This is a genomic window from Scytonema hankhaensis NUACC26 (assembly GCF_045865695.1).
Classification (GTDB): Bacteria; Cyanobacteriota; Cyanobacteriia; order Cyanobacteriales; family Nostocaceae; genus Scytonema.
Genome location: NZ_BAACAP010000231.1, coordinates 64,822 through 88,526 on the forward strand (window position 1 = coordinate 64,822; position 23,705 = coordinate 88,526).

Annotated in this window: 18 protein-coding genes, 1 pseudogene and 2 CRISPR repeat arrays; of the genes and pseudogenes, 6 read left to right on the top strand and 13 right to left on the bottom strand. The window is 40.2% G+C overall.

Features of this window, described 5'->3' with window-relative positions:
- Positions 1–83 precede the first annotated feature (83 nt).
- From ACKTT2_RS35420 to fraI, 7 genes are all read right to left on the bottom strand, one after another.
- Complete coding sequence (locus tag ACKTT2_RS35420; RefSeq protein WP_407895635.1) at positions 84–596, bottom strand: chemotaxis protein CheW; 513 nt, start codon at positions 594–596, stop codon at positions 84–86.
- A gap of 140 nt (positions 597–736) precedes the next feature.
- Entirely contained in the window at positions 737–1,117 is a 381-nt protein-coding gene (locus ACKTT2_RS35425; protein WP_407895708.1) for a response regulator transcription factor, read from the bottom strand.
- A 124-nt stretch (positions 1,118–1,241) separates the two neighbouring features.
- Positions 1,242–2,720, bottom strand: a complete 1,479-nt coding sequence (locus ACKTT2_RS35430) for a response regulator (RefSeq protein WP_407895637.1) — start codon at positions 2,718–2,720, stop codon at positions 1,242–1,244.
- Between the two features lie 427 nt (positions 2,721–3,147).
- Positions 3,148–4,062, bottom strand: coding sequence for a cation diffusion facilitator family transporter (locus ACKTT2_RS35435; protein WP_407895639.1), 915 nt, complete (start codon positions 4,060–4,062; stop codon positions 3,148–3,150).
- Positions 4,063–4,437: 375 nt separating this feature from the next.
- On the bottom strand, positions 4,438–4,701 hold the full coding sequence (locus ACKTT2_RS35440) for a hypothetical protein (protein WP_407895640.1): 264 nt from the start codon (positions 4,699–4,701) through the stop codon (positions 4,438–4,440).
- 148 nt (positions 4,702–4,849) lie between these two features.
- Positions 4,850–6,601 carry an ABC transporter ATP-binding protein gene (locus ACKTT2_RS35445; RefSeq protein ID WP_407895642.1) on the bottom strand — a complete coding sequence of 584 codons (1,752 nt, stop codon included), beginning with the start codon at positions 6,599–6,601 and terminating at the stop codon, positions 4,850–4,852.
- Positions 6,602–6,799: 198 nt separating this feature from the next.
- Positions 6,800–7,483 (bottom strand): septal nanopore formation protein FraI, encoded by a 684-nt coding sequence (fraI, locus tag ACKTT2_RS35450; RefSeq protein ID WP_407895645.1) that lies wholly within the window; start codon positions 7,481–7,483, stop codon positions 6,800–6,802.
- 255 nt (positions 7,484–7,738) lie between these two features.
- On the opposite strand from fraI, the gene galE reads away from it, so the two are divergent.
- Positions 7,739–8,737 (top strand): UDP-glucose 4-epimerase GalE, encoded by a 999-nt coding sequence (galE, locus tag ACKTT2_RS35455; RefSeq protein ID WP_407895646.1) that lies wholly within the window; start codon positions 7,739–7,741, stop codon positions 8,735–8,737.
- 72 nt (positions 8,738–8,809) lie between these two features.
- Here galE and ACKTT2_RS35460 read toward each other — a convergent pair whose 3' ends face one another.
- Both ACKTT2_RS35460 and ACKTT2_RS35465 read right to left on the bottom strand, forming a co-directional pair.
- Positions 8,810–9,487 (bottom strand): hypothetical protein, encoded by a 678-nt coding sequence (locus ACKTT2_RS35460; RefSeq protein ID WP_407895648.1) that lies wholly within the window; start codon positions 9,485–9,487, stop codon positions 8,810–8,812.
- A complete protein-coding gene (locus ACKTT2_RS35465; RefSeq protein ID WP_407895650.1) occupies positions 9,462–10,709 on the bottom strand; it encodes an urease accessory protein UreH domain-containing protein in 1,248 nt (415 codons plus the stop codon). The genes ACKTT2_RS35460 and ACKTT2_RS35465 overlap by 26 nt, the downstream gene beginning before the upstream one ends.
- A 241-nt stretch (positions 10,710–10,950) precedes the next feature.
- Between ACKTT2_RS35465 and ACKTT2_RS35470 the strand changes: the two genes are divergently transcribed.
- The 3 genes from ACKTT2_RS35470 (at position 10,951) to ACKTT2_RS35480 (ending at position 15,806) form a co-directional block, all read left to right on the top strand.
- Positions 10,951–12,108: a M28 family peptidase gene (locus ACKTT2_RS35470; RefSeq protein WP_407895652.1), complete on the top strand. Its 1,158-nt coding sequence runs from the start codon at positions 10,951–10,953 to the stop codon at positions 12,106–12,108.
- Positions 12,109–12,817: 709 nt separating this feature from the next.
- Positions 12,818–14,449, top strand: a complete 1,632-nt coding sequence (locus ACKTT2_RS35475; RefSeq protein WP_407895654.1) for a hypothetical protein — start codon at positions 12,818–12,820, stop codon at positions 14,447–14,449.
- A gap of 496 nt (positions 14,450–14,945) precedes the next feature.
- Positions 14,946–15,806 carry a calcium-binding protein gene (locus ACKTT2_RS35480; protein ID WP_407895656.1) on the top strand — a complete coding sequence of 287 codons (861 nt, stop codon included), beginning with the start codon at positions 14,946–14,948 and terminating at the stop codon, positions 15,804–15,806.
- 366 nt (positions 15,807–16,172) lie between these two features.
- Here the strand turns inward: ACKTT2_RS35480 and ACKTT2_RS35485 are convergent, their stop codons facing one another.
- Entirely contained in the window at positions 16,173–16,412 is a 240-nt protein-coding gene (locus tag ACKTT2_RS35485) for a hypothetical protein (RefSeq protein WP_407895658.1), read from the bottom strand.
- Between the two features lie 62 nt (positions 16,413–16,474).
- A CRISPR array of direct repeats spans positions 16,475–19,070; the repeat unit is 37 nt; unit sequence GTTTCAATCCCTATTAGGGAGTCAAAGAAATTGTAAT.
- A 374-nt stretch (positions 19,071–19,444) separates the two neighbouring features.
- On the opposite strand from ACKTT2_RS35485, the pseudogene ACKTT2_RS35490 reads away from it, so the two are divergent.
- Positions 19,445–19,737 (top strand): annotated as a pseudogene (locus ACKTT2_RS35490) (type II toxin-antitoxin system HigB family toxin).
- A 12-nt stretch (positions 19,738–19,749) separates the two neighbouring features.
- Positions 19,750–20,130: a helix-turn-helix domain-containing protein gene (locus ACKTT2_RS35495; protein WP_407895660.1), complete on the top strand. Its 381-nt coding sequence runs from the start codon at positions 19,750–19,752 to the stop codon at positions 20,128–20,130.
- Between the two features lie 64 nt (positions 20,131–20,194).
- Here ACKTT2_RS35495 and ACKTT2_RS35500 read toward each other — a convergent pair whose 3' ends face one another.
- The 3 genes from ACKTT2_RS35500 to ACKTT2_RS35510 all read right to left on the bottom strand — a co-directional run bounded on the left by ACKTT2_RS35500 (position 20,195) and on the right by ACKTT2_RS35510 (position 23,692).
- Positions 20,195–20,860, bottom strand: coding sequence for an NAD(P)-dependent oxidoreductase (locus tag ACKTT2_RS35500; protein ID WP_407895662.1), 666 nt, complete (start codon positions 20,858–20,860; stop codon positions 20,195–20,197).
- A 236-nt stretch (positions 20,861–21,096) separates the two neighbouring features.
- A CRISPR array of direct repeats spans positions 21,097–22,736; the repeat unit is 37 nt; unit sequence GTTTCAATCCCTAATAGGGATTCAATGAAATTGCAAT.
- 193 nt (positions 22,737–22,929) lie between these two features.
- Positions 22,930–23,070 carry a hypothetical protein gene (locus ACKTT2_RS35505; protein ID WP_407895664.1) on the bottom strand — a complete coding sequence of 47 codons (141 nt, stop codon included), beginning with the start codon at positions 23,068–23,070 and terminating at the stop codon, positions 22,930–22,932.
- A gap of 154 nt (positions 23,071–23,224) precedes the next feature.
- Complete coding sequence (locus ACKTT2_RS35510; protein WP_407895666.1) at positions 23,225–23,692, bottom strand: NADPH-dependent FMN reductase; 468 nt, start codon at positions 23,690–23,692, stop codon at positions 23,225–23,227.
- Positions 23,693–23,705 lie beyond the last annotated feature (13 nt).

Sequence of the window (23,705 nt, forward strand, 5' to 3'; positions counted from 1 at the left end):
TACCTAAATCCTTTTCCTAATTTCAAGTAGGTTGGGCCTTGCCTGTTTAACACTTAAGAGAAAGTTTGTAAAGTTTACCGTCTCTAATGATGTACTTGCCAGAGGTGGCTCTGAATAATAGCTGTGACATCTAAAACAAGATTGTCACCAGGTAAAACACCCAATACAAAAGGTAAAAGCGAACGAGGAAATAAACCAGTTACCACCTTTTGCAGTTGTTCTAGATCGTGTACCTCAACATCATTAACTCGCTCTACTACTAGACCTACAGCCTGTTGATTCACTTGAACCACAATTGCGATAGGAGTCGCTATAACTGGTGCAGCATAGTTAATAATATGACTGATATCGATAAGCCAAAGCATTTCTCCTCGCCAATTACAAATGCCTAAAATACAGTTTGGCATTTCAGGAATTGGTAAAATATCGACTATGTTAACTTTTATAACTTCTGCAACTTCTTCTAGAGATATTAAGGCACTATTTTGCGAGTCAAGAGGAAAACGTAGGAATTTAGAAAGATTTTTTTCAGGAGGTAATGGGTTTAATCCTAAAGGATCTAAGTTGATTGCTGTTAATGATGAATTAGTCTGCATATCTCATACTAGAATAACTTGTTATTAATAAGTAACTGGACTAAAATAAATACACTCACAAAAGTTGGGCATGGGGTATTGGGCATAGGGCAAAGCAAAAACATTATTTAAATTAATTATGTCCAATTACTTACAAATAATTAATAACGAGTCATAAATTTATTAGTCAAGTTTTTAATTATTTGAATAAGTTGCTGTTGGTCTACTGGTTTAGATATATAAGCATTAGCCCCTAACATTGAACCCCAAAGTTTATCTGCTTCTGTTCCTTTAGTTGAACACATAACCACAGGAATGTGCTGAGTCATAGAATTAGTTTTCAGTTCTCGACAAAGTTCAAACCCACTTTGACCTGGTAGAATAACATCTAAAATGACTAAATCTGGAGTTTGTAATTGCAGTTTAATTTGCGCCTCTTCACTACTTCTAGCACAGATGACCGATATCCCTGCTTGTTTGAGATAAGAGGTTATTACTTGTGTTTCAGTCAAGCTATCTTCAACTAAAAGGATTGTGGTCATAAAAAGTTTTCCGTAGTCATTTATCATTGGTCAATGGTCATTTGTCATTGGTCAATGGTCAATGGTCATTTGTCATTTGTCATTGGTCACTGGTAACTGTTTACTGGTAACTGGTCACTGGTCACTATTTACTGGTCACTGATTTCGGTAGGTACTTTTGTAAAATTTTTAGCACCTTCTCCGTCTCGATTGGTTTTGCTAAAAAGCCTGACGAACCAACCATTTTCGCTCTAACGCGGTCTAAAATTCCATCGTTACTTGTTACAATAATAACAGGTATATTGTTTAAAGCTGAGACACGGCGAATTTGAGCGCAAATTTCATAACCATTTGCAATAGGCATGACTAAATCTAGAAAAATTAAGCTGGGCTTATTCTCTAGTAAGGTTGTTAATGCACTCACTGATTCTTGTATATTTATACACCTATAACCAGATTGTGTCAGGATATAAGTCATTTTTAAACCGTCGCTTCGACTATCATCGATGTAAGCGATTAAGGGGCTTTCTTGTTGGGGTTGAACCGTACTTGCGTTCTTAGTTATCAACTCTAGTGGAGAAGTGTAGGAGCTTTCATGGGATTGAGTTGTAGGTTGAGATGCTCGATGTGCGATCGTTTCTGTTGCGATCGCTAAATTCCCCTGTAAATTCTGTTGGGGAATAGCACTCACAGATAGTGAGACAATTGGTAATGAAACAGATGCTTTCGCTGAAGAATGATTGGAGATATAGTAGTTTTCTACTTGTATTTGTCTGTCTCGCTCGGGAAAACTGCTGATATTATTTGTGGGAGTAATAGGTTGAGATGATGAAGATACAGTTGGCTTGGCATCCTTAACAGAATTAAAAAATTTAGAGGATTTTTTATTTTGATGTAAGGAATTTACGAATTTTACTGGAACGGCGCGATCGCGAATCGGTGAAAGTTCCAGAACGCTTTGATTGACCAATTGCTGTACGTCATTAGCTACTGTTACGACAGGCTGTTGGAGTTGTGTAGCAAGATCCCAAATTGTATTTTCTCCATTAACCAGCTGAGTAACTCCAAAATAATTTTTAGGAACTCTAAAATTTTCAAAGTTTGGCTGTTTAACAATTGGTGTATCATTGAGGTTCAACTGCCCCAAATCCATATTGCGCCATCTATTCCTTTGTTCAACGGCTATACACAAGCATTGTTTTACATCTATTAAAGCAATTGGGCGTAATTTTGTAGGTAACCAATGAGTTTCTAATTTAGAGCGAGCAACAAGATCGAATAAAACTTCATCAATTGTTTGACTAACAATGCTTTTTACTTGAGTTAAGGTTAAATAATTTTGTTCGAGACCCAACCTAAGCAGGTAATATTCCCAAAGCTCGTCCTTTTGTAAAGTTATGTTGTAGTCTTCAAATTTCCAACTAGGACATTCCTGGGTAACGACTCTATACCAACGACGAACGCGATGTGTTTCCTTGGTGGCGTATAGCAAACGCCCTAGAAATAAGTATAAATGCCATCTTTCATCAGACGAAGAGAAAATAAGTTCCCCTGTCGCTCGTTGTTGGCTTAGAACAGCCAATCCTTTAGCAAAATTGGCAAAACTTGGAAGTCCTGGTTGCATTATGTGATTTCCTTAAGATATTCGTTGCTTAAGTTGTGTGGAAGTTGCACCCAGGTTTTCCTAATTTCTAGCCTTTGGTCGCGAGCGCCAAACAGCAACTCTTTTACTCTCGATCTTTGTAATAGTCTGAGTTTTTATTCACTTCTATGTTATATCAGTCATATTACGTAAAATATAGAATTTTACCTTAAATATTCTGCAAACAAAGTTTTAAATAAAAGTGAAACATAACCTTACATCAACATAGAGCCATTTATGAAAAATTTTCAAGCTACTCTTTATAATTATTTACGTTTCATATTAAACTTTACATATTCTCAGACAACGACCAAAAGATAGATCTTTCTTCTTCAAAAATTTTACAAAAAGTAATTAATAAGCAGAACTCACAAATTAGGTATAAAGCTATCAATCAAGTATGAGGATATCAACCGCAACAGGACTCTTGATTGCAAGAAAGGAGAAAACCACCTTTTTCTATTTGAATAGTTGTGTGTTCTATCCCAAAGTTTTCATGAAGTTCCATTCTGATACGAGTTAGAAAAGCATCACCAAGACTTCCTGTTGGCATGACGAGATGAGCAGTTAACGCGACTTCAGTAGTACTAATTGCCCAAATATGTAGATCGTGAACTTCCACAACACCAGGAAGTTCTCTTAGATAAGTCCGAACTGCCAACAAGTCAATTCCTTTGGGTACGGCATCAAGAGCTAAATCGATAGAATCTCGTAGCAAGTTCCAAGTACCAACAGTGATAACGATGGCAATAATCAAAGTAATAACTGGGTCAAACCACAGCCAACCAGTTGTCATAATAGCAAGACCGCCAAGTACCACACCAAAAGAGACTAAAGCATCCGATGCCATATGTAGAAATGCTGCTTTGATATTCAAATCTCTTTTTCTACCAGACACGAACATCAACGCTGTACCAGTGTTAATAGCAATTCCCACTAAAGCTACGCCGATAACTACATTTCCAGCGATGGGTACTGGGTTGTAAAGTCGCTTAAATGCTTCGAGAGCAATCGCACCCATTGCTAGCAGTAAAAAGCAAGCATTTGCTAGTGCTGCTAGTATGGAAGAACGGCGCAAACCATAAGTATATCGATGTATAAACCGACGCCTAGATAGCCAAGCAGCTCCCCAAGCCAAGAGTAGCCCCAAAACATCGCTGAGATTGTGACCTGCATCTGCAATTAAAGCTAGGGAATTATTAAAGAAGCCAAACAAGGCTTCAAGGCAGACAAACCCTAGATTTAATGCAGTCGCGATCGCAAAAGCACGATTATAACTAGGTGGTTCGTGACTGTGACCGTGATGCTGATGAGAAATGGGCATTTTCTTATAGTGTTTGATTGATTATCAAAACAAACATATGAATTTATATTCACATGATAGCTTTCGTTCATTTAACAGTCATTTGAGGCTTTCAAACAATGCCCGTATAGGGGATTTGACAAATAAAGTAAAATGCACTCATAAAAACTTTGAGTGCATTCAACACGAAATCGGAAGGCTTATAATCTTTTTACAAAATTCAATGTAAGCCATTTTTCGAGGCTTTGCAGGCTGAAAAAGTCAGAAAAAGTCTGATTCTTCTTAAAAAAGTTTAGAGTGCGAACTCTATGTTTTTAAGTATTGAACGTAATGCGGTCATAAAAAAGTAGATAACCCCTTTGCTGGATGAGTGGCGCTCTCTAGACAACTGGCTAGTTAGTCAGCACCGCCCATATCAAAATTATCCAATCTGATTTCGCGCAGAATGTCCGATGCCTTCCAACCGCTAGAATTGGTGCTAGCAAACCTAGTATAAGTTGGTTCTGCAAGCATATCTATTGGTTCTAGATCCGGTTCTTGCGGTTCTTCTGGTACACTGAATTCTTCAGGCTGAGTGACAAATGACAGCAGTTCAGAATCATTCGATTCGGGTGGAACTTTTGGAGCAGGTTTTGAGATTCTGATGATACTTTCCTTCACAGGGGTGTGTCTCCTATTCAAGAGGTTTGACAAACAAGTCCCCTATTATACGCTTTTTTTACCGATTAGATCTTCTTTTGTGTCTGGATTTACAGAAAGAGCATTGACTTTCTATAGCAATCCATAAATCATTTATAAACATTTACCTCTAATGCAACAATTCCTCAACCTGATGCTGGCTCCATAATTGTCTATAAAGCCCTGGTTGCTGTAAAAGTTCTAGTTGCGTTCCTGTCTGAACAATCTTACCTTTATCCATAACTAGAATTCGGTCAGCCGTCGCTGCTGCAGACAACTGATGAGTGATAAAAATAACTGTTTTCTTTCTAGTACCGCTAGCAAGATTATTTAAAATTTTTGTAGCAGTTTGGTTATCAACACTAGAAAGGGCGTCATCTAAAACTAAGATAGGAGCATCAACTAGCATGGCTCTAGACAATGCAGTCCGTTGACGCTGACCTCCAGATAAAGTTATGCCACGTTCGCCCACTATTGTTTCATATTGTTGGGGAAAGTTCATAATTTCTGGATGAATTTGTGCCAACTTAGCTGCTGATTCTACCTCTACTTGTTCGCTGAGCGGATCTCCATAGCGAACATTGTTCTTAATAGTAGTGCTGAATAGAAAACTATCTTGGGGAACAAAAGCAATAGTACTTCTTAAATCTTCTAAGGCTATTTTCGTAATATCTACACCATCTAAAAATAACTGCCCTTGTTCAATATCTAATAACCTTGGCAAAGCATTTGCTAAGGTAGATTTTCCCGAACCAATGGCACCGACAATTGCTACAAGTTCTCCTGAAGAGATGTTAAAGTTAACTCCGTCTAGTGCGGGCTTAGAGTAACCGGGATAGGTGAAACTTAAATTTTTAGCTGTTAGTTGTCCTTTGACTTGCTCTTTTGGTAAATGAATAGCACCTAAGGCGTCTTGAATTTTAGGTTGAACGGTGAAAATTGCTTCAATGCGATCGATGCTGACTTCACCCCTCTGGTATGTTGTAATGGTAAAGCCTAACAATGCCGTGGGAAAAATAAGACGTTCAACATAGAGTAAAAGGGCAACGAAATCCCCAACAGCAAGAGTTCCGGCTGCTATCCGGTTGGCTCCTAGCCAGATAATAATTAAAGAACTGATGGTGGCTAGACCGCCAATCAGTGGAAACAATGTATTTCTACTTTTTGCTAGGTTTAAGTTAGCTTGCAATAACTGTTGGTTTCTCTCAGCGAAAGCACGGCGCTCCGGCTCTTCTTGAGCATAAATTTTTATCAGGGCAATGCCACTGACATCTTCTTGAATCAGTTCGCTAATATTAGACAATCTCTCCTGTACGGCAAGCTGTTCGTTACGCAGGCGATCGCTAAACAAATAAACCAACAAAAACATTGCAGGATAGATTGCCAATGACGCTAATGTGAGATCGACACTAAGTCCTAGCATCACTGGTAAAGTGAGGGTGTAAGCAAACAGGGTATTTGCTAAACTGAGAACCGCAAAACCCAGTAATCGACGGATATTATCGACATCGCTTGTGGCTCGACTAATCAGATCCCCTACAGTGTTTTTGGCAAAATATGATGGTTCTAACGTCAGTAAATGCTCAAAAATTCTTTGCTTCAGGTCAAATTCAACCTGACGCCCCACACCAAATATCCATATACGCGAAGCCATACGGATGAGCCACATTGCTGTGGTAAACAATACTATTCTTATAACAAAATATGATATTTGGCTCGATGTAAAGTCTGTAGAGAGTTTATCGATAGTATCGCGGATCAACAAAGGGATGTAAACACCCAATCCGTTGACAATTAATAAAGAGATAATACCTAGAGTAGTATCCCGCCAATAAGGGCGTAGATATGCACCAAGTTTAGCAAGCCGTCGTGATTTTGCCATTCGAGCCTAAAAAGCAACTTTTTTATCTTATACCCAACCTAAATATATCCGTCTTCTTACCGAAGGACAATTTGAATAAAGTTTGAAGGATGAAGGATAAAGGATGAAAAAAGAATCGTATTCCGATAGAATCCCCTCACTCAATTAGTAGGGCGAACTTTATACTTCATACTTCATACTTTATCCTTTTAAAACGAATTACCGTCCACCGCGCAAGAAACCAGAAATATAGTTAAGGTAAGTTTCCCACACACGTGATGTGATTGATAGCGTTTCAGCATTAGGCACAAAGTCTTCAAGCCGCAATCCACGTCTGGTGGTGTCAGCTGGGGTTTGCGCCAAGTACGGTGCTCCGCTAACAATCGCATTTCCAACATCTGATACACCTGCTGTTGCGTTGTATGCTGATGCTACAAGTGTTTCACGTTGAGGTGCGTAGGGATCTGCTATGGAAGCAGTTAAACGCCCATTTTGAAGCACTATTTGACTGGTGATGGATGGGTCGAGCACCATTGCTGCTACTGGCGATCGCACCAGAAAATAAGCAACGGCTGGGGTACTTGCCAACAATAAAATCGTCAATGCCCAACCAATTAAATATCCTCCTGGTTGTTTTAACCCACCCTTGTCCATATTTTGGGCTGCAAGAATCATCAGCAAAATCGATGCTCCCAAAGGTTTGAGTGGAAAAGACACGACTCTCCATAGAGAGGCAATAGCAGGTTCGTTAGGGTTGACAAAAGATAGCAAGACCACAACGAACAGAACAACCAAGAATAATCGAGCAACGAAATTGCCTTGAGGATAGAATCTCTGAAACAGAGAGTATATGATGGCTCCCACAAGTAGCCACAGTAATACTCGACTTAACAGTACAAACATAGATTGACTCTCAAATCTAAATTTTTCGGTCAGTCTCAGGTTTTAGGTAGTGGGGCTATTGTACTGCCAAATTGTAAAAGCACTATTACTTGACATCCAGTACCTCACATCCACAACACAACGACTACCGTCGTAGTGATTTTAGAGCAAATTCTTTCACATGAAACATGAATTTGTAATTTTCCGCAACCGTAATTTACATCTTGTATATTGAGTTAGCTTAGTTAGTGGTTTCACGATATGCAAGGAAAAACTATGTCTCAAGGAAAACCTACCATTCTGGTGACAGGCGGAGCAGGATACATTGGTTCCCACACAGTACTTGCCCTCAAGCTTGCAGGTTTTGACGTTATAGTACTCGATAATTTGGTTTATGGTCACCGCGATTTGGTAGAAAAAGTGTTACAGGTTAAACTCGTGGAGGGGGACACCAACGACCAAGCACTGTTAAGCGATTTATTTAAAACACACGACATTGCAGCAGTGATGCATTTTTCAGCCTACGCCTACGTAGGAGAATCGGTTAGCGATCCCGCAAAATACTACCGTAACAACGTAACAGGCACTCTCACTCTGTTAGAAGCGATGCTAGCAGCGTCTGTTAAGAAATTTGTATTTTCTTCTACGTGTGCAACTTATGGTGTACCCCAAGTTGTACCTATTCCTGAAGACCATCCCCAAAATCCTATTAATCCTTACGGAGCAACCAAGCTCATGGTAGAAAAAATTCTATCTGATTTTGATGCTGCCTATGATTTCAAATCGGTACGTTTCCGTTATTTTAATGCTGCGGGTGCTCATCCAGAGGGTTTGTTAGGAGAAGACCACAATCCAGAAACTCATTTGATTCCCTTGGTACTGCTAGCAGCTATGGGTAAACGCGAATCTATCTCTGTTTTTGGAACAGATTACCCAACTCCCGATGGTACTTGTGTAAGAGACTACATTCATGTTACAGATTTAGCAGATGCCCATGTTTTAGGTTTAGAATACCTGTTAAAAGGGGGCAATAGCGAAGTTTTTAACTTAGGAAATGGCAATGGCTTTTCAGTGAAAGAAGTGATTGACACTGCTAAGAAAGTTACAGGCAAGGATATCAAAGTTGTGGAATGCGATCGCCGTCCTGGCGATCCACCTGCACTCATTGGAAGTGGAGAAAAAGCGAGAAAAATTCTAGGCTGGAATCCACAGTACGCATCTCTGGAGAATATTATTTCTCACGCTTGGCACTGGCATCAGAAGCGACATCAGTAAATTGGCGATTGGGTACTTGTTGTTTAATCTTGGTCATCTTGTCTCTTATTCCCAGTCCCTAATCCCCAGTCCCTAATCCCTACTCCTGCTTCGCAAAACTGCAAAAGAGACACCTAAAGCAGCAAGGGCTAATGAAGCGATCGCCCAAATTGGAGTACCTTGGGATTGACTGGGGTTAACCTCAGTATTTGATTTTTGTACTTGTGTATTATGTGCATTTCCTGCTTCGGTATTTGCTGAACCAGCAGCTACCGTAACTGAAAACTTTAGCGCAAACGGCTGAAAACTTCCTTCTTTTTTTGGTTTGCCACTGAGCTGTAATAAATAAGCCCCCGGTCTGGGAAAAGTAATTTCCGAACCTGGTATGCCTTTATACTTATCTGCTACTACAGGTTGTAAAGATGGTTCTAGCAAAGGAGGTTCTTTCTGTGAATAAGGTTCAGCGTAAACAGCTAATTGGCAATTGCACTCAGTTAAAGGAATAACTTTTCCACCACGGCGAGTCAGAGCAAACCAAGCTTTTGTTGCTTCCCCAGCACGGGGATTATCATTTGGTTCTAAATGGAGAGTAGCACCTACATCTGTTGTCGTCTGCACCTTATGAGCATGGGCAGTAGAATTGGGTAGTAAGAGTACGAATAAGAGTATTAAGTTACACCCTATAAACTCTGCCTTCTGCCTTCTGACTTCTGCCTTCTTAACAGAAGAGAAAAAAGAAGTGGAGTTAACGCGACTTAGTAGAGGAGACATAAAATTTTTGTATAGATAAAATTGACCAAAAAAAGCGCCAACGTACCAGAAAAACACTTAGTGTGACAAAGCCCAGAAGCAAAACTGCTAACTTATTCTCCCAACTTAACTCGAAAGCGCCCAAGTAATGAGAGCCGATTATTGCAGCATGAAAAGCACTTAACACTAAAGCAGGCAAGCTCAATAAATGAATGAGTCTCCAAAGTTTGCCCAGGAACTTTTGCAAAAAATCAAAACTAGTTAAGGCAGCAGGAGTCATTAAAACCAATGCCATAGCACCAGCTACTATTCCTGACTGATACTCTGGGGGCAGGAAAAAGAAAGCTGTGAAGTTCCATTGTAGTGAATGTTCCATCATGTGAGTTGTGTGAGCTAATGACAGCACAAAAGCACCAACTCCCAAAGCACGACGGTAACGTAGAGGCTTTGCCCACAAACCGCTAATGGGGCGGGCAATTAGCGCTAATACTAAAAACACTAACGCAATATGCCCAGTGTAATCCACCATAGTATCACCAGTCCGCAAAAGCGTTAGCACTCCAATAGTAAGAGTCACCCAACCACCCAAGCGAAATAACTGACCGCGCCTATCTTTACCAATCGAGGCTGTAAACACGCCAACACCTAGCATCGTAGGTAAAGTCCCAAAACCAAAAGCTAACATTGTGGCAGCGCCCATCCACCAGTTACCAGTTTCAGCTGCTTTAATCTGGGCAGCATAGAGGAATCCACAAGGCATCAAACCCCATGTTATCCCCAAAAGTGCAGGAGTCCACCACTTAGTTTGTAGGGAAAGCTTAACCATTCCTGCACTCAGGCGATTATGTAAATTGCCTTGCAAAAAAGGGTGTAACACGGGAAGACGAGGCAAAAATTCGGGATTTATTTGTCTTATACCAAACCAAATTAGCAGAATGCCAGTTATAATTGCCATCCATTGGCGTAATTCACTACCAATTCCTGCTAAATGTCCGCTTTTGAGTAACACAGCACCTAGCGCACCAATGGCAGCACCAACTAGAGTGTAACTTAACATTCGCCCCAAGTTTAACAGTAGATGAAACCAAAATTGCTCCTGCCAACTGGGTTGCCTAGATGTAGTATTTCCTGTTTCTGAATTATGAGATAGAGAAAATGCTACTGAAAGAGGACCGCACATTCCAAAGCAGTGTCCAAAACTTCCAAGAAACCCCAGGGTTGTGATGAGCAACAAATGTAACATTAGCAATTTCAATAATTAAAGATAAAATTTTTGGAGCACTATATGTACTTTGACAGCTATATGGGGAACTCTAGATGAAGTTGGTGCTTCTGTCAAAAGACAAAGTGTCAAACAAGAGCGGTTGCAACGTCCCATACTAGGAAATTAGGAGATAAAGAGGACACTCTTAGGCAGCTCGTTACTTTATTTACTGGAGTCACGATGGCTGTCCAGTGAAAAATAAAAAAGAAAGGGTTTATTGATGAAAGCAGAGAAAAAATGGTTGTGGTTGGTGCTGTTAGCTTTAACAACAATGGTTGTTGTACTGGTTGCTAAAGGATTGTTTCCACAGCATCAGGAATCGGTTATTTATAGTATTAGAGTTGAGAATTCTGTTCCTGTAAAGAAAGATGCGGTTAATCGGGACAAGAGGAATCCTCCAGTCACTGCTTCTGCTCCACATCAGTCTTTACAAGAAAAGGTAGATGAAGAAAGAACAACGAGTACTCCACAAGTATCTGGGGATAAGCTGTTTTCGCATCTTCAGAAGTTAAATTTTATACGTCATACTCCTGTAGAGCGATCGCGAGCTCGATCCTACATCACCTCAGAACTCAAGAAATTGGGTTGGCAACCTCAACTTGAGGAATTCACTGAGAAACAGTTGGATACCACAAGAGTTGGTATTAATATTTTTGCGGAAAGACCCGGTACCAGTAAAGAAGCAGGAGCTATCCTTGTAGCAGCACATTACGACACCGTTTTCTTCTCCCCTGGTGCTGATGATAATGCTACTGGAGTTGCCGTTGTTCTGGAACTAGCAAGACTCCTCGGTTCGCGTCCTACTGCCAAAACTCTGCAATTAGCTTTTTTTGATTTGGAAGAAGCAGGACTTTTAGGCAGCAAAGCTTTTGTCAAAAATAAAACTCACCTAGAAAATCTAGAGGGAGTTATTGTGATGGATATGGTGGGTTATGCTTGCCATACTACCGGATGTCAGAAGTACCCATCAGGTTTGCCCGTAACTCCAAAGAGCAACAAAGGTGATTTTGTTGCAGTCGTTGGCGATGCCGAACACTTGCCAATCCTCAATGCTTTTGGGCAAGCGAATGTTTCTCAAACTGCATTGAATAAGGAAGCTCAAAAGGTAAAGAGTGAGATCGCTTCTTCGCCTACACTGCCATCCGTACTGACTCTGCCAGTACCTCTCAAAGGTTTGCTGACACCCGATGTATTGCGTAGCGATCACGCTCCGTTTTGGTATCAAGGCATTGGTGCTGTTTTGGTGACGGATACAGCTAATTTACGCACTCCTCACTATCATAAACCTACCGATGTCCCAGCAACTCTTAACCGTGAGTTTTTTACGGGGACAGCACAAATTGTTGTGAATGCAACAACAGAGTTGCTTAATCAGTGACCAGTGACCAGTGACCAGTGACCAGTGACTAATACAGTACAGTAGGGTGGGCATTGCCCACCATTTAATGTTGATTAGCATTACCTACCCCACTCCTGTAGATAATCTTCTAATACCGTTTTCATATAAAGATGCATAGAAAGAACCCCACCGCCTCCTAACCTCCCCTTACTAAGGGGAGGTTAGGAGGGGTAAAAATAATGTGCAGCTTCATTGAAAATTGGTATAACGGGAAGGAAGTAATTACAAATTAATAACTACTAACAACTTAATACTAACAAAAACATTTTTGTAAATGATGTATATTTTGGTTTTTCGATCTAATTTTTACTTTTAATAATTACTTTATAAAAAAGTTATTTTTGACGTTTAAGTAAATTTTTATGATAACAATATGACTTATAATTCCTTGTACATGAACGATTTGAAAGGATGTTAGCGAAATTTTTAAATTAAGTTTACGAAAGTTTCAAAAACAAATTGACTGAGTTATTTGCTAAATTAAATAGTAATGATATTCTTGCTTCTAAATACTTTGAGATGCGATAGGTCTCCTACTTAGCTAGCATTACAGGCTATTGCCAAGTACTGTTTGCGCTTTACAAATTTTGAGGTGGCATTCAAAACTAGTTGCTGACCCTAAACCCAATCACTGTGATGCGATCGCACACAAACGCTTTTCTGTCTTTTCAATTGAGTTAGGAAAAACATGGTAAATTACGATACAACATCTTACGAAAGCATTTCTATTGAAAATTCCAGCTTTGAAAGGTCAGAGACTGTCATAACTCCCAACACTCGCTATACTCTAGTCGTTGATGTAGGGAACACAGGTGGCACAAGCACGGCTGATGGTTCTGACTTTACAGTTTTTCCCAATTACGCTCTTGTATTGGCAGCAGGAGATACAGTATTAGATTATACGATTAACCCAGTAGCGATTCCAGAGGGAGAATTGAGAACCGTTACTTTGTCTTACGCGACTCTTCCCATCAACTCTTTTGGAGAGAACTTGGAAGTCCGCTTGCTCAACTTAAATTCTGATTCTGGATCGGAAGTCAATTTTGACCGCGTTCAGCTGATTGCTTCTCCTGTAGGCAACACTAACTTGCTTGCGATCGCGAATTCTGATTTTGATGCGATCGCTTTAAACGATGATACTTACACCAATCGACCTCCATCCGGCTGGAATGTGTACGATCCTAATGGACTTCTTTTAAACTCCGATACTGATTCTAGTGTTGGTACATTCAATCCACCGAAGACCAATTTCTTCAATGAAACAACCGGTCAACTTTTCTTTGGCAATACAGAAGGCGAAAATACTGCATACGTATACCTTACAGAACAGCCTGGAAGTGGTGTTGTTGGACTGTCTCAAACTTTAGATGCCAAATTGACTGCTAATACCCGCTATACACTATTAGTTGATGTAGGCAATCCTACAGGCATAGATACTGCTGAAACTGGAGCTAGCTTTGAGGGCTTTCCTGGTTATCGTATTGAACTACTAGCAGGCGATACGGTTGTAGCAACAGACAACAACACTTTGAAGATTGCAGAAGGTAGCTTTGCAACCTCCACCGTTGACTTCATCGCTAGTCAAGACAATCCTTTACTAGGCGAAAATCTTCAACTTCGCCTCATTAACCTTATTAATGGTGATGGATTAGAAGTAGACTTTGACTCTGTGGCTATTTTTACCGAAGAAGTTAAGGATAGTTCTTCTGTCTTCATCGATAACCCCAGCTTTGAATTACCTGTCCTTGCTGATCGTGATTTTACCCTCACACCACCTCCTGGTTGGGAAATTTATAACCCTAATGGATTTGTACTGAGCGATCCAGCCTCTACGGCTTCAGGCATTGGAGTATTTAATCCGGGCAATGATGTCTTTGTTAACGAAGCAACTGATGGTCAGAATACAGCATATATCTACCTAACTGAAGCTCCTGGTAGTGGCGTGGTTGGTTTTTCCCAGACTCTTGATACCGTCTTGGCTGCAAATACCCAGTACACTTTACAAGTTGATGTTGGTAATGCAGCAGGGAGCTTTGATGACATCGATTTGACAGGCTTCCCTGGTTACCGTGTGGAATTGTTAGCAGGTGATACTGTTTTGGCTTCCGAACAGAACAATATTTTTATCCAAGATGGAACGTTTGAAACCTCAACAGTCACATTCACTGCTACCTCTGACAATCTCTATCTAGGTCAGAATCTTGGAATCCGACTTGTCAACATCCTGCAAGGTACAGGTGTGGAAGTTGATTTTGATAACGTTCGTTTAAGTGCAGAAGCAATACCAACAAACTTTTGCAATTTCAACTCAGTTGCATAATTCTTATTTCACTTTCAAAAGAATAATCTACACAAATTTGGTGGAATCAAAGCAACTTTGGTTTCACCTTTTTTAATAGTGAATAGTGACATAACTTACCGTCGTCAACCATTACTCTGTATTGCTCTGACTTTTCAAACTGATTTCTCGATCTGACTAAATCTGACCTTTCAAACTGATTTTTTCTGAAGAGATTTGATTTTCTCTGACTTTTTCTGTACTGTGCTTTCCCAAGAAATAGCTTAAATTAGATGAAAGTGGAAGCGAAATAAAGTTCATTCGAGAAAATCTCTAGCCATCCTAAATCGTTAATGAGATAAAGAACCCCTATATCTCCCAGTTAACGGATTTTTCCGGCTAATTATTTTTTGACAGATTCAATAGGATAGCTATATGTCTGTTAGAACTCAAACTAACTTTTATCTAACTCCATCACTACTAATTCTAAAAATAATAGAGACTCGAATAATCAATAAATAAATACAAGGAGCATAAAATGACTAATGGTACAAGTTTTAACGACAACAACACAACTCAGAATGGAGTATACTACCCTGCTCTTTATGGCACTCCGTTCGACGATAGCATTTCCGGTTTAGCAGGCAACGATATCTTATCTGCTGGTTCTGGTAACGATTATTTGGATGGTGGTAGTGGCGCAGACACAATGTACGGTGGCGCTGATGGTGACACATACATTGTTGATGATGTTGGTGACTTAGTTGTTGAATATGCTAATGACGGATTAGACCAGGTTTATTCTTCTATCGCCTCTTATACACTACCAGCAAACGTTGAAACTCTTTACTTGACTGGTACTGGTAACAGCTCTGGTATTGGCAACGCATTAGATAACTTCATACTTGGCAACAGTGGTAACAACAATATTCTGGGTGGTGCGGGCAACGACCAGCTTTATGGTGGGGATGGCAACGACGCTCTATACGGAGGTACTGGCAGTGACTTCCTTTCTGGTGGTAATGGCAGCGATCGCCTGATTGGTGCTTTTCAAGAATTGGACAGTTTGGTTATTGATACTTTAGTCGGTGGTGCTGCGTCTGATACCTTTGTACTTGGCGGCGGTTGGGGTGTTTCTTACACGAGTATAGAGGGCAAAAACGAAGGCGGCGGATATGCCATTATTCAAGATTGGAATCCTGCTGCTGATTACATTGAAGCTAAAGGCAATGCCAACCAATACTCGATCGAGTACTCCTATGGAAGCTTCTCTAGCGTTGCTGGTACATCCGCTACAGATGCTTTTATTTACTATACGGGGAATAATGGCTCTGACTTGATCGCCGTAATTCAAGACAGTGTTGATGTCAACTTCGCTAGAGACTTCAAATTTATTTAGTCCACAACTGTCCCGCTCATATCAGCAACTACAGCCAGATGCTTTAACGGGGGGAACCCCGCAAATCACTGGCTCCCCAATGCCCTATTTTCAAGAGGGAACTCTTATGGTCATTCTATAGCAGTCCTAAATAATTCGTGAGAATTTGAAATTATGGTGACCCCCCTGTAGTCCCCCCAAGGCATCGGGGGGACGGCGTTAGCCAGGGGGGTGAATTTTCTCACAAATCAAATAGGATTGCTATACAAGGCACTACGCGAAGCGGTTTTCAATTGAGTGTAATACATAAAAAAGTTATGGAACCGCAGATGCACGCAGCCCGTAGCAGATAAATCTGTACTTCATTCAAGTGAGAACCGCTATAAATTAAATAGGATTGCTATGGTTAACAACAAAACTTTTCCTATTCTGTCTATTTTGAAGGAATGAGTGAGGCGATCGCGTTACTTTTGTGCCGTCTGGATAAGTTGCGCTAATAACGTTATCTACCGACTTCCACCGTCCACCTTCACCTACAGTAAACTGATATAGATCGCGATGCAGCTGTAACACGACGCCAGGAGTGAAGGGAATATAAGCATAACTGCTATGAATCGTATTGAGCACATCTCGATAGCCAGCAATTTCTTGTTCTGCGCGATCCCTAGGTGTTGTTTTCTCGTAAAAATGTTTCAATCCCTATTAGGGAGTCAAAGAAATTGTAATAAGCGATCGCACTTCGGCATTTTCGAGTACGGTGTCGATGTTTCAATCCCTATTAGGGAGTCAAAGAAATTGTAATCAAATGGTAGGGGTTACTATCCAGGTCAAAAGTTTCAATCCCTATTAGGGAGTCAAAGAAATTGTAATCCCCTCCATGCGATCGCGCACCGTCCATCTGGCAACACGCGTTTCAATCCCTATTAGGGAGTCAAAGAAATTGTAATCGCTTTGTGCAGTGGATTGAGCGGTTTGAGCTGTTGTTTCAATCCCTATTAGGGAGTCAAAGAAATTGTAATGTGTGCTTTTGCATTAGCAGCATTAAAATGTAAACTGTTTCAATCCCTATTAGGGAGTCAAAGAAATTGTAATTTCAGCCGTTACGCTTGCGTATCGCGCCTTTCTTGAGTTTCAATCCCTATTAGGGAGTCAAAGAAATTGTAATCACTAATGTGCTTGCAGTCTCTACAGTTTCTAGCCATGTTTCAATCCCTATTAGGGAGTCAAAGAAATTGTAATTATAAGCGTCCTTAGAGACAATAACCAAATACCACTTGTTTCAATCCCTATTAGGGAGTCAAAGAAATTGTAATCCATCTTGTCCTTGTACTTGCCTTTCAAGATTCGGTTTCAATCCCTATTAGGGAGTCAAAGAAATTGTAATTACAGTCTTACCTTGAAGCTCAACGCAAACGCGGACTGTTTCAATCCCTATTAGGGAGTCAAAGAAATTGTAATGTTCAGTATGTGTCAAGATGTGTCAATATATTCCGTTTCAATCCCTATTAGGGAGTCAAAGAAATTGTAATCTTCGATAATCTCTGAGGTTATCTCCACTTAGTACGTGAGCGTTTCAATCCCTATTAGGGAGTCAAAGAAATTGTAATGCTACCGCCCAAAATACTGCTAAATATCTCGTTAGTGAGTGTTTCAATCCCTATTAGGGAGTCAAAGAAATTGTAATGGCACACAGTGTCGTGGCATCCCTTGCACACTGGAAAGTTTCAATCCCTATTAGGGAGTCAAAGAAATTGTAATTCCAGCTGCTGCCCTGCCAAGATAAGAATCAACTGTTTCAATCCCTATTAGGGAGTCAAAGAAATTGTAATTTCATTTATGATTGACGAAGAAGAAGATAAGCTAATTGTTTCAATCCCTATTAGGGAGTCAAAGAAATTGTAATCTCTATGAACAAAAGCCATAGAAATAAACCAATTAGTTTCAATCCCTATTAGGGAGTCAAAGAAATTGTAATTGCGGGTGGTGTTCCGATGTGGCTGAATCGCTCACTCGTTTCAATCCCTATTAGGGAGTCAAAGAAATTGTAATTACAACAGTTAAAAGCTATACGCATGGATTCAATATTGTTTCAATCCCTATTAGGGAGTCAAAGAAATTGTAATGTTACCAATATGTACTTGTTTAAGCCCTAACTCCCGTTTCAATCCCTATTAGGGAGTCAAAGAAATTGTAATCTTAGCCACTACATCCCTGCTTGGCTAGATGCAAGTTTCAATCCCTATTAGGGAGTCAAAGAAATTGTAATCTGTGATTGGAGTCCCGGCTGGTGCTTGATTGCCCGTTTCAATCCCTATTAGGGAGTCAAAGAAATTGTAATCATGAGCAGATTTGTTGAAAGCATTAAAGTGAATTGTTTCAATCCCTATTAGGGAGTCAAAGAAATTGTAATTTCTATTATTATCGGCTTCTGTGGGGGTAGACACTGCGTTTCAATCCCTATTAGGGAGTCAAAGAAATTGTAATATGTATTGTGTGGGACACGGCAATAGCATATTCATGTTTCAATCCCTATTAGGGAGTCAAAGAAATTGTAATGATATAGACCAGCAAATACAAGAGTTTGTTATTAAGTTTCAATCCCTATTAGGGAGTCAAAGAAATTGTAATGCGCGTAGCTAAAAATTTATTGAAAAAGCAAGGCGAAATGTTTCAATCCCTATTAGGGAGTCAAAGAAATTGTAATGTTAAACTTCAATTTAAAGAACGTATTGATTCGTTTCAATCCCTATTAGGGAGTCAAAGAAATTGTAATTTTCTTCTCCATCTAGGTTGGCGTCGGAGAAGGATTTGCAGGTTTCAATCCCTATTAGGGAGTCAAAGAAATTGTAATGAAAGCAGAAGACTTTGGCATCGATGAAAGCCGTTTCGTTTCAATCCCTATTAGGGAGTCAAAGAAATTGTAATTCGATTGCTGTTTTGATTTCAGCAGCTGTTGCACGTTTCAATCCCTATTAGGGAGTCAAAGAAATTGTAATTCGCGGGCGATCCAAAGCCTAGGCGTTCATCGCCAGCGCGTTTCAATCCCTATTAGGGAGTCAAAGAAATTGTAATCTTAAGAATTTCTTCTTTGTTATTAAGGTAGTAAGGTTTCAATCCCTATTAGGGAGTCAAAGAAATTGTAATTTAATTTTTACGTTACTGCTACTGGCAACGCCTTTGTTTCAATCCCTATTAGGGAGTCAAAGAAATTGTAATATATCATTAATCAACGTCAAATCCACCTCTACGTTTCAATCCCTATTAGGGAGTCAAAGAAATTGTAATGGTAGGAGCCTGAAAGCCAATGACTATTCGGTTTTCATGGTTCAAAATCGCGGATGGCTTAATCATAGCATGAGAAATTGAAATTGGGGAGAGGGAAAATGGCTGAAATCCAGTCTGGGCATGGTGCGCGGATGGTTTAGATTAGCCGAATGCTTACAAACTATGTACCATCAAGATTTCAGCCATTTTTGAGTTAAGTTGTTTGCCAACACCTACCCATCCGCGAATTAGCTAAGAAAATTATGTTGTGGCGAGGTGGTTTACCATCAGTATCTTCGACTTTACCAAAGTAATAAGGGATTGTAATTCTTTGCTTTGAGTTTAGCTTATGCACGACACAATCGTTTATAGTCGGAGCAGTAAACAATTCCAATATGCGAATTATTGCTCGCAGCACGTTATATTCGTTTTGGGAAGCACATCCCGATGCCGAGCAACCATTAAAGCTTAGTATGATGAAGCATCCCGTGCTAAGAGGAGTAATCCAACCGACATCAAAAGTATTTACCGCAATGCTAGTATTATTGCGAATAATCGTGTTGTTTTTAATATCAAAGGTAATGATTACCGCTTAGTTGTTCACATTCGTTATGATATTGAAATTATCTTTATTCGTTTTGTTGGAACACATAGAGAGTACGATAACGTAGATGCAACAACGATTTGATGTTGTATTGCCATGTTTGAACTTCGTCCCATCAAAAATGAAATTGATTATCGATCTGCACTTGATGAAATCGAAAGGTTGTTTGATGCGGAACCTGATACACCAGAGTTTAACCGTTTAGACATTTTAACGACCCTGGTAGAAGCATACGAACAACAGCATTACCCAATTGAAGCGCTTGACCCAATTGAAGCTATTTTATATTATTTAGAATCGCGTGGTTTATCTAGTCATGATTTGGAGCCTATGATTGGGAGTGAGAAACAGGTTACTGAAATCTTAAATCGCCAGCAGGCTTTGACTTTAGAAATGATTCGACATTTGCATCAACAATTAAGTATCCCTGCGGATGTATTGATTCAACCTTATCCCTTAATGAAAAATTCGGCTTGATGGGTTTCATCAGTAATCAATGAAAGAGTTTAAGTTTTCCTTCACTTTCCCAACTTCTTAAAGATCAATAAGCAACAGTTATACGACAACGAACAAATTGTGGTTGCTCAATCTCATTTAGTAGTGCGATCGCATAATCTTCAGCTGAGATTCGGCTTTCACCTTTATCATCAACTAGGAGTTGGTCAGTACCAATGCGATACTTACCAGTTCGTTCACCAGGTTCAAAGAACGCTGCAGGACTGATAAACGTCCAGTCGAGATTAGATGCTTTGTAAATGGCAAGTGCTTCGCGGTGAGCGAGAGATGCAGGGCGATAGATTTCTGGAAAGTCAGGAGTATCCACAAGCTGTAGACCGGACGCTACTTCGAGACTTCCAGCACCGCCAACGACTACAAGACGCTGAACTCCCGCACGAGTCAAGCCTTCGATTAGCGAGTGGGAAGCCTTGATAATGTCTTGTGCCAAGACCGGATCGCTTGCTTTGTCAGCGCCCGGTCCTACAGTACTAATTACCGCATCATGTCCCTTGACAATTTCTGCCACATTCTCCGGATCGAGCACGTTGCCTACAACAACATTGCCAACAAACGTGGTGGAGGGATCAAACGATAGCGAGAAGCGAGATAAATCACGGACGATTGCACTCAGATCGTGTCCACGCATCAATGCTTCCCGCGCAATTCGACTTCCAGCCATGCCATTTGCTCCAAACAATGCCAGCTTCATTAAGTTCTCCTTTCAAAATATTTTGTCATTGCTGCGGGTTCGTTTGGCTCACAAGTTGCCTTCTAGGCTATACTACCTCAGCCCGGATAAAACGTCCATTCGTGGCAAGTTAAAGTAAAATCAATTTTGTCATACATCCAAATATAAAAATCAATTCTATTAATAATAACCCTAATAGGGAGTAAATGAAATTGCAATTGTGCTGTTTGAAAATCTGTTCTCGCCTCGTCAAATTTGTTTCAATCCCTAGTAGGTAGTAAATGAAATTGCAATACAGATCATCATTCTTCCATCCGACCTCTCGTATCTGTTTCAATCCCTAATAGGGATTCAATGAAATTGCAATTTGCGTTGTTCCCCATTGCCAAGTTCTCAGGTAATATAGGTTTCAATCCCTAATAGGGATTCAATGAAATTGCAATGCTCGTCGTAGAAAGCTCCAGCCCCATCGGTCCGTTTCAATCCCTAATAGGGATTCAATGAAATTGCAATAAGCTTGGGTAGGTGAACCATTGACAGGGTATCAATCAATTAGGTTTCAATCCCTAATAGGGATTCAATGAAATTGCAATTTTAGATTTGGATGTAAATGAACTAGCTGAAGTTGAGTTTCAATCCCTAATAGGGATTCAATGAAATTGCAATGATATCCCAAGCCGTTGTATCGCTCCAGAAACCGTTTCAATCCCTAATAGGGATTCAATGAAATTGCAATGTTTGGCGCTGTCTTAATGGATCAAGTTTCTGCCGTTTCAATCCCTAATAGGGATTCAATGAAATTGCAATAAATCTATCGCTAATTTCCCAAATTCTCTATCCATGTTTCAATCCCTAATAGGGATTCAATGAAATTGCAATTAGCCAGGATGAGCGGCTGTCCGTGCTCGATCGCTGCCGTCGTTTCAATCCCTAATAGGGATTCAATGAAATTGCAATCTGATATATCATGTCCTTTTCTTCCTATGGCGAGCGTTTCAATCCCTAATAGGGATTCAATGAAATTGCAATCGGAAATTCTACCCCAAGCAGGTGGGAAAGATTGTGTTTCAATCCCTAATAGGGATTCAATGAAATTGCAATCTCTTGGCTGGAAAATATGCCAAGAGCAGAAAAGAAGTTTCAATCCCTAATAGGGATTCAATGAAATTGCAATTAGTGGCTGCTATCACAATATTGGGTCATATACGTTTCAATCCCTAATAGGGATTCAATGAAATTGCAATCTTTGCCATCCTTCCCTGGCTTACCTTGCGGACCGGGTTGTTTCAATCCCTAATAGGGATTCAATGAAATTGCAATTTTCACGAAGTAGGCGGACATATGCTTGAGTCTGTTTCAATCCCTAATAGGGATTCAATGAAATTGCAATTGGCGATCGCCTACCCAGTGTAGATTCTGGGTTTCGTTTCAATCCCTAATAGGGATTCAATGAAATTGCAATTTCCCTTTATCCCGTATTTAGATTCTCCCACATAAGGTTTCAATCCCTAATAGGGATTCAATGAAATTGCAATGTGCAGCCAGTTACTGTCAAAATTTTAGATCCAGCGTTTCAATCCCTAATAGGGATTCAATGAAATTGCAATTTGAAGTTGGGTCATAACTTTATGCGGAAAACCACGTTTCAATCCCTAATAGGGATTCAATGAAATTGCAATCTTGGATTACTTGGGTGGGGCGGTGAGGGGAAAGCAAATGAGTTTCAATCCCTAATAGGGATTCAATGAAATTGCAATTACTCTCTGTTTAGAGCGATCGCTACGGCTCTCGTTTCAATCCCTAATAGGGATTCAATGAAATTGCAATCACGTAATCCGGGTCGGCGTACAATTCTTCGGGGTTTCAATCCCTAATAGGGATTCAATGAAATTGCAATGGCAGGAGCCTAAAAGCCAATAAGTATTTGGTTTTCATGGTTCAAAATCGCGGATGGCTCAATCATAGCATGAGAAATTGAAATTGAGGAGAGGGAAAATGGCTGAAATCCAGTCTGGGCATGGTGCGCGGATGGGTTAGGTTAGCCGAATGCTTACAAGCTTTGTACCATCAAGATTTCAGTCATTTTTGAGCTAAGTTGTTTGCCAACACCTACCCATCCGCGAATTAGCTAAGGAAATTATGTTGTAGCGAGGTGGTTCACCATCGATATCTTTGACTTCATTAAAGTCAGAAGTTTGGTACATGAGGGTAAAAAACTGTAAATTAATCATGCTTGATTCCGAAAAGTTTCAATCGCGGATACGAATGCTACGATCGCCTGATGAAGCAAACTCGATATTTCAGAGTGCGAAATAATGCTAGTTTCATCAATCTTATTGCTGGGGAGTGGAATGGTTATTGATGCTTCATTAATGATACGTGCAGTTATGTCCGAGGTCTACCCATCGGTGACGATCGTGGAATGGTTATTGATGCTTCATTAATGATACGTGCATCCATTGTCAGCAGTATTTCCTTTAAAGAAGCTTGTGCATATAGCGCTCGTGGTGATGCATTAAGTAGTGCAACCGGTTTGCGGTAAAGTTCTCCAGAACCAACTACCCAATCGAGTACATTCTTTAATACACCAGGTATGCCATGCGCGTATTCTGGACTCGATATCAATACGCCATCAGAAATTTGCAATTGGGTACGAAAGTCTTTCACTGAAGGTAGTTCTGTTCCCTCTAGATCGGGGTTGAAATGTGGGAGATTGCCAAGACCATTATACATAGCGATCTCAACTCCTTTTGGTGCCAAAGTGATTGCAGATCGAAGTAAAGCTGTGTTCGATGAAGCACTCCGAAGGCTACCTGAGATGGCGAGAATTTGTATCCCTTTAATTTCTTGCATCACACATCAAGAT